The 12,718-nt window shown below is 67.9% G+C and carries 11 protein-coding genes; 4 read left to right on the forward strand and 7 right to left on the reverse strand.

The window, feature by feature from the left end; all coding sequences use genetic code 11:
- Positions 1 to 189: 189 nt before the first annotated feature.
- The 3 genes from ACWEO7_RS29325 to ACWEO7_RS29335 are packed head-to-tail and all read right to left on the reverse strand — an operon-like array spanning position 190 to position 4,086.
- Positions 190 to 1,011, reverse strand: a complete 822-nt coding sequence (locus ACWEO7_RS29325; RefSeq protein WP_452427977.1) for a YceI family protein — start codon at positions 1,009 to 1,011, stop codon at positions 190 to 192.
- On the reverse strand, positions 1,011 to 3,596 hold the full coding sequence (locus ACWEO7_RS29330; protein ID WP_452427979.1) for an MFS transporter: 2,586 nt from the start codon (positions 3,594 to 3,596) through the stop codon (positions 1,011 to 1,013). The genes ACWEO7_RS29325 and ACWEO7_RS29330 overlap by 1 nt, the downstream gene beginning before the upstream one ends.
- On the reverse strand, positions 3,589 to 4,086 hold the full coding sequence (locus ACWEO7_RS29335) for a MarR family winged helix-turn-helix transcriptional regulator (RefSeq protein ID WP_452427981.1): 498 nt from the start codon (positions 4,084 to 4,086) through the stop codon (positions 3,589 to 3,591). Before ACWEO7_RS29335 ends, ACWEO7_RS29330 begins: the two co-directional genes overlap by 8 nt.
- Before the next feature lie 216 nt (positions 4,087 to 4,302).
- Between ACWEO7_RS29335 and ACWEO7_RS29340 the strand changes: the two genes are divergently transcribed.
- Complete coding sequence (locus ACWEO7_RS29340) at positions 4,303 to 4,893, forward strand: TetR/AcrR family transcriptional regulator (RefSeq protein ID WP_452427983.1); 591 nt, start codon at positions 4,303 to 4,305, stop codon at positions 4,891 to 4,893.
- Positions 4,890 to 5,726, forward strand: coding sequence for an alpha/beta fold hydrolase (locus ACWEO7_RS29345; protein ID WP_452427985.1), 837 nt, complete (start codon positions 4,890 to 4,892; stop codon positions 5,724 to 5,726). The genes ACWEO7_RS29340 and ACWEO7_RS29345 overlap by 4 nt, the downstream gene beginning before the upstream one ends.
- A gap of 268 nt (positions 5,727 to 5,994) precedes the next feature.
- On the opposite strand, the gene ACWEO7_RS29350 is transcribed toward ACWEO7_RS29345, so the two are convergent.
- The 4 genes from ACWEO7_RS29350 to ACWEO7_RS29365 form a co-directional block, all read right to left on the reverse strand.
- The gene (locus ACWEO7_RS29350; RefSeq protein ID WP_452427987.1) at positions 5,995 to 7,425 is read right to left on the reverse strand and encodes a S8 family peptidase; all 1,431 of its coding nucleotides are present in this window, start codon (positions 7,423 to 7,425) and stop codon (positions 5,995 to 5,997) included.
- A 44-nt stretch (positions 7,426 to 7,469) separates the two neighbouring features.
- Complete coding sequence (locus ACWEO7_RS29355; RefSeq protein ID WP_452427988.1) at positions 7,470 to 8,066, reverse strand: HdeD family acid-resistance protein; 597 nt, start codon at positions 8,064 to 8,066, stop codon at positions 7,470 to 7,472.
- 92 nt (positions 8,067 to 8,158) lie between these two features.
- A complete protein-coding gene (locus ACWEO7_RS29360; RefSeq protein WP_452427990.1) occupies positions 8,159 to 8,791 on the reverse strand; it encodes a maltokinase N-terminal cap-like domain-containing protein in 633 nt (210 codons plus the stop codon).
- A 63-nt stretch (positions 8,792 to 8,854) separates the two neighbouring features.
- The gene (locus tag ACWEO7_RS29365) at positions 8,855 to 9,976 is read right to left on the reverse strand and encodes a hypothetical protein (RefSeq protein WP_452427992.1); all 1,122 of its coding nucleotides are present in this window, start codon (positions 9,974 to 9,976) and stop codon (positions 8,855 to 8,857) included.
- Between the two features lie 447 nt (positions 9,977 to 10,423).
- Here ACWEO7_RS29365 and ACWEO7_RS29370 point away from each other — a divergent pair, with 447 nt between their 5' ends.
- Positions 10,424 to 11,614, forward strand: a complete 1,191-nt coding sequence (locus tag ACWEO7_RS29370; protein WP_452427994.1) for an NAD(P)/FAD-dependent oxidoreductase — start codon at positions 10,424 to 10,426, stop codon at positions 11,612 to 11,614.
- A 10-nt stretch (positions 11,615 to 11,624) separates the two neighbouring features.
- Positions 11,625 to 12,566: a sigma-70 family RNA polymerase sigma factor gene (locus ACWEO7_RS29375; RefSeq protein ID WP_452427996.1), complete on the forward strand. Its 942-nt coding sequence runs from the start codon at positions 11,625 to 11,627 to the stop codon at positions 12,564 to 12,566.
- The last annotated feature ends 152 nt before the right edge of the window (positions 12,567 to 12,718 follow it).

Consider the following 12,718-nt stretch of genomic DNA (forward strand, 5'->3'; position numbering starts at 1 on the left):
CCTACGACCCCGCCCGACACGGCGGCGCCCAAACCCTGCAACCACAACCGGTCGCTACTTCTGCGGTATGAGGTTGACATAGGGAGTGTCATGGGTTCTCCTCGTGCAGTCGGTTCCCTCTTCGGAATGCCGACGATGTGCACGAACGAAATTCATCGACCCAGCGCAGATCATTTCTCCCGCAGCCGGCTAGACTGCGGGTAGCTGCTCGCCTTGCACGACTTCGATGTCGAGGTCGATTTTGACGGTGGCGCCGACGGCGGCCACTCCCGCGCGCACCACCGCGTTGTAATCGATCGCGAAATCGTTGCGATGCAACACTGTTTCGGCGTGGAACGCAGCACGCACGCCGCCCCACAGATCCGCTCCGAAGCCACCATAGGTGACCTCGAGATCGACCGGGCGGCGCTGCCCGTGCAGGGTGAGCTCACCCGGCATCACCCAGGTGTCACCACCGGTACGACGCAACCCACTGCCGGTGAATGTGATCAGCGGATAGGTGCCGACATCCAAGAACTCCGGCGAACGGAGGTGATTGTCACGCGCAGAGATACCGGTATCGATACTCGCCGCTTCGATCTCCGCGTGTCCGGTGGACCGCTCGAACGGCTCACCGATATCGAGCCGCCCGCTCACCTCGGCGAATCGGGCCTTGATACTCGCTATACCCAGATGGCGCACCGTTGCGATCACCGTCGAATGCACCGGATCGATCGTCCACGGTCCCGGTGGCGGCGCCGCCACCGTCCCGGCGATCGGCACCAACACCATCTCCCCGAGCACACCCGTCCCTGCTGGAGAGATCCGCACGGCCCGCGCTACGGGCTCGAACCCGACAGCGGTGAGCACCGCGGTGTGAACACCCGCGGGCAACAGCTCAGTGCCCACCGCGCCGGTCTCGTCGACGACCGCACGGGCGATCTGGCGCCCCGTCATATCCGTCACTGTCAATACCGCGTTCGGCACCGGCCACCCTTGTGCGGTGCAAACACGACCGGTCAATCCGCTCATCAACGATCCTCGATCTCGTAACCGAGCCGCACATCGTAGGCGACCTCGCCACCGGACACGGTGACCTGCCCGGTCACCGGCGGATAACCGCGCGCAACGACGGTGTACTGCCCTTCGGGCAGATCGGTCACGACATACCGGCCGTTCTCGTCGGTGCGTGCCGTGGCGGTCACCTGCCCCGCGGCGTCGAGCACACTGACCAGGACATCCGGCACCGCTCGGCTGCCCTCGGCCCACGCGGAGCCGGCGAGCACCGCCATCGTGGCCAACTCGATGTCATGACGCAAGACGCCGCTGTCCGGCACCGTCAATGTGGTGGCACTCGGACGCATACGCTCAGCGACCGCGACCAGGGTATAGACACCCGAGACCACACCGCGACATACGTAGGTGCCGTCGCCGCCTGTGACAGCCGACCCGACCACCTCGCCACGCAAATCGGTCAACGTGACGGTCGCACCCGGCAGCGGCACACCGGGGCCGGCGGTACGAACGACACCCGACAACTCGCCGGAGCCCACCAAGGTCAGATCCAGGCGATGGGGCCGCTGGCCGATCGACACGTTCACCGCGGTCGGCTGGTGCCCCATCGCCGACACGATCAACACGTAGTCACCGGTCTCCGGCGCGGTGATCGCATAACCACCATCAGCAGCGCTGTTCGCCCGCGCGACCTGACGGCCACCGTGATCAACCAATGTCAACACCGCACCCGGCACCGGATGACCGTCTTCACGACGGACACGACCACCCAACGCCCCACCATCGAAGTCCGGCCCCGGCAAGCCGCCGGTCGACTGACCGTTCTGTGCCGACGCGGCCACCCGGTACACACGACCGTTCTGCTCTACCACCGCATGCCGCCCGATCGACGCGGCTGCGACCGGCTCGGGCAACACCCGCTCGGCGCCTTCCCAGAGTTGGTTTTCGTCCCAACCCGACTCCGCGAATGCGTCCAGTTCGGCATCCAGTGCGGCCATGTCGTCCGTGGCAGTCGGATCGCCTTGCACCGCGGACTTTTTCGTGGTCGGGTCGAGCGCGGGGTCGATGTCGATCGTGCGGCGTAGCGGGCGGTTCGGTAGCAGCGCGGTCGCGATGAGCGCGACGGCTGTCGCGGCGGCGGCGATGAGGAAGATCCGCCCGGTGGCGTCACCGTAGGAGGCGCGCACGATGGTCGCGATAGGTGCGGGTAGCGCGTCCAGGTTGAGGTTGCTGCCGCCGGAGGATTTGGGGTGGATTCCCAGTTTGGCGAATCCCTGCGCGGACAGCTCGCTGACGCGGCTGGCCAGTACCGAGCCGAGCACTGAGACGCCGATGGCGCCGCCGAAGGTGCGGAAGAAGGCGACGCTGCTGGACGCGGCGCCGATGTTGTGCACGCTGACGGTGTTCTGCACGGCCAGGACGAGGTTTTGCATCATCATGCCGACGCCGAGGCCGACGATGGTGATGTAGGTGCCGACCAGCCACAGGTTGGTGGCGTGGTCGATGGTGGACAGTAGCGCGAATCCGGCTACCAGCAGCGCGGCGCCGCTGACGACGAAGCTTTTCCACTTGCCGCGGCGGGTGATCAGCTGGCCGGAGCCGACCGAGCCGATCAGCATGCCCGCGACCAGCGGGATGGTCAGAACACCCGCGATGGTCGGGGAGTAGCCGCGCGCGGTCTGGAAGTACTGGCCCAGGAAGGTGGTCGCGCCGAACATGCCGACACCGACGGCGATGGAGGCGATGATCGCCAGGCCTGTGGTGCGTTCGGCGACGATGGGCAGCGGGATGATCGGTGACTTGGCGCGGGATTCGACCCACACGGTCGCGAGCAGCAGCAGTACGCCGGCGGCGACGTAGATCGCCGATTCCCGCGACATCCACGCGTAGTACCCGGCTTTGCCTGCGAAGGACACCCAGATCAGCAGCACCGAGACGCCGGCGGTCAGCAGTGCGGCGCCGAGCCAGTCGATGGACACTCCGTCCTTGCGTTCGGTGGGCAGTCGCAGGGTGCGTTGCAACAGCGCCAGTGCGATCACCGCCAGCGGCACGCACACGAAGAAGCACCAGCGCCAGCCCAGGGGGCTGTCGACGATGACGCCGCCGAGGATGGGGCCGCCGGACATCGAGACCGCCATCACCGCGCCCATGTAGCCGGAGTAGCGTCCGCGTTCGCGCGGCGCGACGATGGAGCCGATTATCGCGACGACGAGCGCGGTCAGCCCGCCCATGCCGATGCCCTGGACGACGCGCGCGGCCAACAGTATCGGCACAGTGTGGGCGAGTCCGGCGATGATCGAGCCGATGACGAAGATGACGATGGCCGATTGGACCAGCAGTTTCTTGTTGAACAGGTCGGCGAATTTGCCCCAGATCGGGGTGGAGGCGGCGTTCGCCAGCAGCGCCGTGGTGATGACCCAGGCGTAGGCGGTCTGCGATCCCTCCAGCTCGCCGATGATCGTCGGCAGCGCGGTCGAGACGATCGTCGTGCTGAGCAGCGCCGTGAACAACGCCGCCAGCAGCCCGGTCATCGCTTCCAGGACCTCGCGGTGGGTCATCGCGGAGGGGTCGCGTCGCGTCACCGACTCGACTGAACTAGACATCTACTTCCTGACTCTCTGTCGAAACCGGCTCGCTCCCGCCCACCGCGGTGTGGTGCGCGACTGCGGCCAGTGAATTCCTGAGCTTCTGAACAACCACGGCGGCCTGCTCGGCCTCGTCCTCACTCCAATCGGCGAGAGCGGCCTGCAATCCCCGCGCCCGCGACACTCGGATGCGTCGCAGCAGATCGCGTCCTTGGTCCGTGATTTCGATGAGGGTGGCCCGGCCATCGCTGGGATCGGCATGGCGGGCGATGTCGCCGGAACTCACCAACTCGGCGACCTGCCTGCTCAGTGTCGATGGGCTGATGCACAAGTCCACGGCCAGATCCACTTGCCGGCATCGCCCCCTGGCCTCGAGGGAGCCCAGCACGCCGACGCCCCCCGGAAGCAGGTGCCCTTCTTCCGGGTGCGACAGAACAGCGCGCATCGCACGGCCCATGAAATAGAGCTCAGTTATCAGGCTCCGAGCCGCATCGGGTGATACTGCCATGCCTACTCCCAGCACGAGAATTAGTTGCTTGTGCTACGCAACTATAGCCTGATTACTTGCGCTAAGCAATCAATCGGGCAGGAGGTATCGCCGTCGACGGATTCGCGCGCGTGGACGAACCGCCGCGAACGAGAAGGGCGCAGCTCGCGACGCCCATGGCAAAACCTAGGTGCTCTAGGATATAAACTAGTAACCCAAGGTCGAGGAGGTGTGCACATGATGGCCAGAGCGGGACTGACCGCGGATCGGATCACGCGGGCCGCGGCCGATCTCGCCGACGAAATCGGCTTGGAGAACGTCACCATGTCGGCGGTGGCCAAGAAGTTCGGCGTCCAGGACGCCAGCCTGTACTCGCACGTGAAGAATCTGCGAGACCTCCGCGCGCGGGTGTCCGTTCTGGCGGCCACGGAGAAGACCAAACTGATCGCGTCCGCCGTGGCCGGTCGCGCCGGACGCGATGCGCTCGCCGCCTACGCCCACGCCTGGCGGGACTACGCCCTGCGTCACCCCGGCCGTTACGCCGCGACCCAGCTTCCCTTCGATCCCGAAATGACTCCGCCCACCGCGACCGGCGCGCTGCACGCCATCGAGCTGACCTACGGCATGCTGCGTGCCTACGGCCTGGCCGAACCCGACCGGACCGACGCGGTCCGCTTGCTGCGCAGCACCTTCCACGGATACAGCGTTCTGGAGGCGACCGGCGGCTTCGGGCACACGCGCTCGACCGCCGAGTCCTGGGAACGCATCATCGACGCCCTGCACGTCGCCCTCGAGCAGTGGCCGACCCCCCACAAGGAGAAATCATGAGATCCGGCACCCTGCGAGTCCCGGGAGCCACCCTGTACTACGAGGTCAGCGGCGCGGGGCCGGTGCTGCTGTTGCTGCCGGGCAGCGGAGGCGACGCGGCGGTGTTCGATCCCATCCTCGAGCCACTCGCACAACACTTCACCGTGGTCACCATCGACCCGCGCGGCTACTCGCGCAGTGTGCTCGACCCCGGCCCACCGGCCGACATCGAGGTCGAGGTGCAGAGCGAGGACGCTCACTTGCTCCTCGAACACCTCACCCCCGAGGAAGAGAACGCTTACGTGTTCGGCGGCAGCGGCGGAGCGGTGGTCGCGCTCGACCTGCTCGCCCGGCGTCCCGAGCGGTTGCGTCTGGTGATCGCGCACGAGCCGCCCTCTTTCGGGGTGCTGCCCGATGCCGCCGAGCACAAAGCGTTCGTCGACGAGGTGTACGAACTGTTCGTCACCGACGGTCTCGCCGCCGCGGGCGCCCGCTTCCTCGAAGGCATCGGCGGAGGTGTGCGGATGCCCGATCCCGCCGAACTCTCCCCGCGCGCCGCGGCGATGATCGAACGCCTGCACGCCAACGCGCCGCGCAACATGGCGCACGAGTTGCGCACGATCACCTCGCATCTCCCCGACGTCGCGGCCTTGGCGCCGGTCAGCGACCGCCTTGTGCTCGGGGCAGGACGAGAGAGCAAGGGCAAGCTCCCCCACCGTCCCGCGGCAGCGCTCGCCGAGCTGCTGAACATTCCGCTCACCGAGTTCCCGGGCGGGCACAGCGGATTCACCGACGCACCTGCCGAATTCGCCGATCTGATGCTCGAATTGCTGCTCGCCGCGCGCGTGGAGTGATCAGCACGGCGCGACCGACCGATTGCGCTCTGCGCGGAGAACCGGCAGCGGGTAAGACGGGCTGTGCACCTCGCCGCCGCTCTCGGTCAACGCGGCGGTTCGAACCTTTCGTCGCGGACCTGCCGATCCGGCGGCGGATGCCAGCAGGCAATGAGTCGCCGCTCGACTCTGTCGGATTCCATTTCCATCAACTATATGATGAGTGGATTCCGACTTATGGAATCGGTCGGCTGCACACATCGAGTCGAGTACCCCGAGTCCCGACGGCCTACCGGGGCAAGATCATCGATTTCAGATCCGGCAGGTTGCCGATGCGCTGGGATGCGGGCCGATCAGCGGCATCGGTTTGCGGTGAGCCGGTTTCCCGCAGCCGGGCACGCACTTCCGCAGGGGTCTTGCGTCCGGCCGCGGCCGCACTCATGCCCTGATAGCTGGCAACCGCGCCGACCACGATCGGGGACGCGCTCGACGTTCCGCTGAACACGTCGGTGTACCAGAGGTCCTCGTCCGGACCGCCTTGCAGGTCGCCGTACCCGGTCGTGGTGACTTCCAGGCCCCAGCCCTGCACGTCGACCCGCTTTCCGTAATTGGAGAACGGCAAGCGGGAGCGGGCCGTGCCGTTGTCGCGGCCATGGAAGCCGGGTGGGGGTGCGCCGGCTCCGACGATGATCGCACCGGAATCGGCTTCGCCACCGCGAAAGGGATTGCGCCACGTGCTCGGGAACTCCGCCGGGCGGGAGTCGTAGATCGCGGCGTCGAGATCTTCGCCGCCATTGCCTCCCGCCTCCACCACCACGACGCCTTTACCGACCGCGTAGCTGATCGCCGCGAAGTCGTCGGGCCACCATTCGACCGCGATATAGCCGCGCTGATCCGGCCGGTTGGCGTAGGCGAAACGCGGCCCAGGACGGTGCAGTTCGAGCAGCATCACATCGCCAGGGTTGAGCGCGTCCGCCGCCGAGCGGATCGCGGACGCCGATCCGGACCCGAAGATCGACACCGCGCGGATGTACGCTTCGGGCACGATCCCGGTGATGCCGTAGGCATTCACGTCACCACTGATCACTCCGGCGACCGCCGTGCCGTGGTCGCGCCAGCCCTGCTCCGGTGAGGGGGTGCCTCCGATCACCCCACCCTGGTTGACCTGCAAGTCCTCATGGGTGAACCGCCACGCGCCCTCGACATCCACCACTCGCACACCGGTCCCGCGGCCCCCCGGCACCGTCCACGCCCACCGAGCGTCGATCCCCTGCGGGGCGGCATCCAGATATCCTTGCCGCACCGCGAAATCGGGCGTGACCGGCGGGGCCTCGGCGGCGGAACGGCCGGTGATCGCTCGCGCGCCCTCCGGCGCTATCGGCGGCTCGGCGGGCGGTTTCACATATGCCGCCGCCACGTCGCCCGCGGTACGCAACCGCTCGGCCAGTTCGTCGAGTCGGCCGGTGACACCGCGGACGTAGAAGTAGTTGAGATACTCCGCTCCGGTCTCCAGGCGTGGGGTGCCGGTGAGCCTGCGCTCCAAGCGGTTGGCCGGTCCGAAGATCCGCACCAGTTCGCTCCCGGCCGGAAGTAGTTCCGTCAGACGAGCTTGCGCGCTGTGACTGTCGCTCAGAGCGATCGGCGTGATCGCGGTACCGGCGCCATGGGTGACCACGATGAGTTCCGCGGGCGACCGGAGCTCGGATTGCTGGGATGCCATGGCGCCCAGTCAACCTGGATAGCATCCTGCTCGCCACCCCGAGGTCAGCCATCCAAGCGCAAGGTCGGCACCATCCCCGGCAGCGCGACCGTGTCGCGCCGGGAGCCCACGGAGAACAAGGCCTCCAGCGTCCCGATCGCGATCATGCACGATCCGGCCACCCAGCCGAGCGTGTCCGGTGACTCGAACGGCACCGAACCGACCAGTAGACCGAGTGCCAGCGTGATCAGCCCGAACAACTCCTGCCGTCCGCGCCCGGGCAGATCATCGACCCAGACCGCCACGGTGGCGTGACAGATCCCGCGGATCGCCCACGCCAATCCGATCCAGAACGACAGCAGCGGAGCCGAATTCCCGCCCGCGAAGCAGAGCACCGCGAGTAGGGCCGACAGCGCCCCACTGACCAGCGCCAGCATCCGCAGCGGGGTCACGAAGCGGGCACCGAGCGCCACGACAAGTTGTAGGACGCTGTTGAGCAATAGGTAGCCGCCGGACAGCAGTTCCGCCGTCGGCAGCGATTTGTGCGGCCACACCGCTAGGGCCACACCCATGATCATCGAGCAGGCACCGGCCACCAGTACCGTCTGCCGGGCTGCCCCGGCCAGTGGTTCCGTACGCCCTTCGACTCCGGTTTCGGGCATAGCTACATGATATGACCAGAGCCGCAGTTTGCGACGCGTTTGCCGCATACCGGTTCTCGTCGTGCACGCGCGAACACGCCAGCCCGTTCGAATTACGCAGTCAGGCTGATGAATACGCCGGTGGCAATGGTGTCGTCGAGCCGCCACCAGGCGTGGACCCGACCGGCAACCACCGGCTCCACAGGCGAGACCTGCACTTGCAGAAGGCGATGGATGCGAATGATCCGATCGCCCACCGGGATGTCGGTGTAGAACGGCCCATCCCGAGCTGGACCGAAACCTTTTGCGAGAGAAAGCATATCCGCGACGTGTACCGTGACCGAGGGGTCCGGCGTATCGCTTTCGCTTTGGGCCTGAGGCCGCGCGTTCCCGGTGAGCGTGGCGACGATCTGGGCCACCGCGACCGGGTCACGGGTGGCGTCGTACACCCACCGGGTGCCGAGGACACCGTGTTCGGAAGTGCCCACAAGTGCCTCGGCGGCGTCCGGCAGCGGTGCGCCCCGGTAGGTCAGCGGCACGTGATAGGTGTGCGGCTGCGCGCCGGAGTGATCGGTGATCACCACGAATTCGATCCCGACTTCCCCATCCGGGTCGTCGAGCCGGAAACCACCGGCTTTGCGCAGATCCGGTGGCTTTTCACCGCGATACCACGCGCGCCCGGGCAGCCACGAGGTCAGCAGTTCCATCTTGGTGGGAACCATGGTGGTCCGATGGATGACGGCCATGCTCGAATCCTCCTCCACGTCGCATACCGAGATGCACCGAGATGCCTAGTACCGAACGCCCGCTCAGGCGCCCTCGCGCCGGTCGGGATCGGTAGCGGGTGATTTGCGGCGAGCCTCGGCGAGGAGTTCGTCGAGCTGGGCTTCGGCGCGTTCAGCGCGCGCGAGGGTCTGCACGCGAGCTTCGTCCAGCGCTTCGAGCCGCTGAGCGGCTTCCGCGCGCGCCTTGTCGACAGTCGCGGCGGCCTCTGCGCGGACGGCGGCGAGTTCGGCGGCCGCGGCGCGACGGGTTTCGGCGAGTTCGGCGCGGGTGGTGTCGAGTTCGGTGCGTACTCGGCGCCATTCGGCTCGCGCTTCATCGGCGGCTTCGGCGCGCTCCGCGGCGGCTCGCTCGGCTCGTTCGGCCGCGCGTTCGGCATCCGCCGCGCGCTGCACGGCGAGATCGCGCTCGGAATGGGCGGCCGCCACCAGCGCTTCCGCCTCACGCCGGGCGTGTGCGATGTCGGTCTCCGCGCGACGCTCGCCGCGCTCGACTTGTTCGGCGGCTTGCTTTTCGATGCGTTCGATCTGTTCGGCGGACTCGCGGCGCACGGTGCGGACTTCGTCTTCCGCTGCGCTGCGTGCGGCGAACACGTCATCGGCCGCCTGCTTGGTGACGCGTTCGACCTCACGCAGCGCGTCGTCGCGCGCCGAATTCGCCTCGGCTACCAGCCTTTCGGCGTGTTCTGCGGCGCCGGCCGCGTCGTCGGCGGCGGATTCGGCGAGTTCCCTCGCCTCCTGCGCCTCCCGCCGCGCCTGCTCGGCCACTACCGCCGCGCCTTCCGCCTCGGCGATCCGCCGCGCCGCGTCCACCTGAACCGCCTGCACCTGAGCCTCCGCGACCGCCGGGTCGGCCAGTGCGGACAACTCCGCGACCGCGGCGTTCAGCGTGGTGTTCAACTGCTCGGCGAGTCCCCGGAATTGGGTGAGCAGTTCGTCGGCCCGCAATCGCGCAATGGTCACCGGCCCCGGTTGCGTCACAGTGACGGCAGCGGCCGCAGTCTCGGCCTCCTGCTGTTGCCGTTGCCGCTCGCGCCACGCACGCCAGCGCGTGTGCTCGGGCCGGTCGCAGTACTCCGAGGGACGACCTGGCCCTGCCGCGCTCGTGATCGGGCGCGTACAGCCCGGATAGTTGCACACCTTCGACACGGCCAGATCCTAGCGTTTGATTCGCCCCGAGAGGTTGACCCTGCATCGGGGCGACCCGCCGCGCAGAGACCACTTTCGCCTACGCGGGGGCTACTGAGCACGAGTCGGATTCATCGCCTCGTCTCGTGCGGCCGGTTGGCGGAAACCCACTCGCGCGGCTCGACCCCGAACTCGGGCCGCTGCTGTCGGCTCTCGGATGCGAGTTGGTATGGGCCACGACTTTGATGCACGAGGCGAACTCTTCGGTGGGCCCCGCGCTGGGTCCGCCGACGTTGGCTGTGGCGGATCGGCCGGAGCCGTCGGGCGACCGAGTCGATGAATGGTGCATTCGGCATGGGGGCGTCCACTAACAGAGGCCCCAAGAGTGACTCACGTCACTGCTCGATGCTGTCAGGGATTCGGGGGCTGTCTCGTTCAGGGAGCACGCGAACCAGACAGGAGCGAACCATGAAGCACCGCATCGTCGTCCTCGGGGCCGGATACGCCGGAGCCTTCTCCGCCGGATACCTGGCACGCCAACTCCATTCCGACGACTTCGAGATCACCGTCGTCAACGCCGAACCCGATTTCGTCGAGCGGCTGCGCCTGCATCAGCTCGCCGCCGGGCAGGATCTCCGCCACCGGCCGCTGGCGGAGATGTTCGCGGGCACCGGTATCCAGCTGCGACTGGCACGGGTAACCGACGTCGACGTCGAGGACCGGAGTGTCACAGTCGCCGACGCCGAGGGCGTCGACCGGCTCGGATACGACACCCTCCTCTACGCGCTCGGCAGCGCCGCCGCCGACCACGGTGTTCCGGGCGTCCACGAACACGCCTTCCCCGTGGCCGCGCGGCCGTCCGCGCTGCGCCTGCGCGCACGCCTGGATGAGCTGGGCGGGGACGGGAAGGTGCTGGTAGTCGGCGGCAATCTGACCGCGATCGAGACCGCCACCGAGATCGCCGAATCACGCCAAGGACTTCGGGTCGGCCTGGTGACCAGCGGCGAACTGGGCGGCTGGCTGGGCACGAAGGCTCGCCGTCACCTGCTGCGCGCTTTCGACCGGTTCGATATCACGGTTCACCAGCACACCACCATCGAGCGCGTCGAGGAGGCGGCGGCAGTCGCCGCCGACGGCACCGCTTTCGCCTCCGACGCGACCGTGTGGGCCGCAGGCTTCGCCGTCCACCCGATCGCCGCCGCCAGCGGCCTCGAGGTGGTGGCCAACGGCCAGATCGCGGTCGACCGTCAGATGCGGTCGGTCTCCCACCCGGACGTCTATGTCGCCGGTGACAGCGTCTTCGTCATCGGCGACAACGGTCGGCCGTTGCCGATGTCCTGCGCTTCCGCGGGATTCACCAGCATGCAGGCGACCGCCGCGATCATCGGGGACCGGACCGGGCGCAAGGTCTCGACGACCTCGCTGGCGTATGTCGGCAACCACATCAGTCTCGGCCGCAAGGACGGGATCTTCCAGCTGGTCGACGGTGACGCGCGAGCGAAGTCGTGGGCCCTGTGCGGCGGGACGGCCGCGCGGGTCAAGTCGGCGATCCTCCGGACTGCCGCCTGGAGCGTGAGCCACCCGACCTTCGGAAAGCCGAGTCGCCACTATCGCTCGGCCACCACCGCAGAGCACTCGCCCCACGTGGTCGCCGCATAGGGTCGTGCTCATGGACACCGCCACCGTGGCGCGTTTCGAGGCCAGCCGCAATCGGTTGGCCTCCCTCGCCTACCGTCTGCTCGGCTCGGCCGCCGATGCCGAGGACACGGTGCAGGACGCGTTCCTGCGGTGGCAGGCCGCCGACCAGGAGTACGTCGATGTGCCCGAGGCATGGCTGACCAAGATCGTCACCAATCTGGCGCTCGACCGGCTCCGTTCGGCGAAGGTGCGCCGCGAGCGCGCGGTCGGCGCCTGGATGCCCGAACCGCTCCTCGACGGTGACCCGATGCTGGGCCCGGCCGACACCGTCGAGCAGCGCGAATCGGTGACCCTGGCGGTGCTCACGCTCATGGAGCGTCTGTCGCCGATCGAGCGGGCCGTCTACGTGCTGCGCGAGGCCTTCGCCTACAGCCACGCCGAGATCGCCGAGATTCTCGGCATCACCGAGGCCGGCAGTCAGCAACACACCCACCGAGCCCGGCGCCGAATCGCGGCCGCGGGCAACGGGGCCGACGTCGACCGCGCTTCCGCGCGTCGAATCGTCGAGGCGTTCGTCGATGCCGCCGCCTCGGGCCGGACCGATCGCCTGGTGGCGCTGCTGACCGACGACGCGACCGGCATCTCCGACGGCGCCGGGCTGGGACTGGCCGAGAAGCTCATCCGGTACTCGACCCCGCAGCGGATCGCCGGCGCGGTGCGGGTCGGCTTCAAACCGTCTCCGGCCAAGCGGAGACTCGCCGGCGGCTCACCTTCTATTCATGCCGCCGTGGTCAACGGCTGCCCGGCCATGCTCGCCACGCTCGACGATCGGGTCGTGGGCGTGGTGATCCTGGAGATCCGTGACGACAAGATCGCAGGCGTGCGCGGCATCGCCGCGCCGGACCGACTCGGCCGCCTCACCGAAGAATGGCAGCGGCAGGAGCATGCCGCCCCACTGATCGAATCGTGGTAGCGGCTGTCCGACAGTCGATTTCACGTTCGTCGGTGGTCACTGACGCGTTGATGGATCTGTTCGAGCTGGTGCGCAAGATCAACACGGGCGCGGATCGGCGGGTGGAACAGGAGATTGTCGAAGGCGTGAGGAGGTGGTGGACGCGGTGCCGC

The organism is Nocardia sp. NPDC004260 (assembly GCF_053603155.1).

Bases quoted from the DNA above. Each gene is read 5' to 3' on its own strand.
- ACWEO7_RS29335 (WP_452427981.1), bottom strand. From the start codon at position 4,086: ATGGCAGTATCACCCGATGCGGCTCGGAGCCTGATAACTGAGCTCTAT.
- ACWEO7_RS29340 (WP_452427983.1), top strand. From the start codon at position 4,303: ATGATGGCCAGAGCGGGACTGACCGCGGATCGGATCACGCGGGCCGCG.
- ACWEO7_RS29375 (WP_452427996.1), top strand. From the start codon at position 11,625: ATGGACACCGCCACCGTGGCGCGTTTCGAGGCCAGCCGCAATCGGTTG.
- ACWEO7_RS29360 (WP_452427990.1), bottom strand. From the start codon at position 8,791: ATGGCCGTCATCCATCGGACCACCATGGTTCCCACCAAGATGGAACTG.
- ACWEO7_RS29325 (WP_452427977.1), bottom strand. From the start codon at position 1,011: ATGAGCGGATTGACCGGTCGTGTTTGCACCGCACAAGGGTGGCCGGTG.
- ACWEO7_RS29355 (WP_452427988.1), bottom strand. From the start codon at position 8,066: ATGCCCGAAACCGGAGTCGAAGGGCGTACGGAACCACTGGCCGGGGCA.
- ACWEO7_RS29330 (WP_452427979.1), bottom strand. From the start codon at position 3,596: ATGTCTAGTTCAGTCGAGTCGGTGACGCGACGCGACCCCTCCGCGATG.
- ACWEO7_RS29345 (WP_452427985.1), top strand. From the start codon at position 4,890: ATGAGATCCGGCACCCTGCGAGTCCCGGGAGCCACCCTGTACTACGAG.
- ACWEO7_RS29350 (WP_452427987.1), bottom strand. From the start codon at position 7,425: ATGGCATCCCAGCAATCCGAGCTCCGGTCGCCCGCGGAACTCATCGTG.
- ACWEO7_RS29370 (WP_452427994.1), top strand. From the start codon at position 10,424: ATGAAGCACCGCATCGTCGTCCTCGGGGCCGGATACGCCGGAGCCTTC.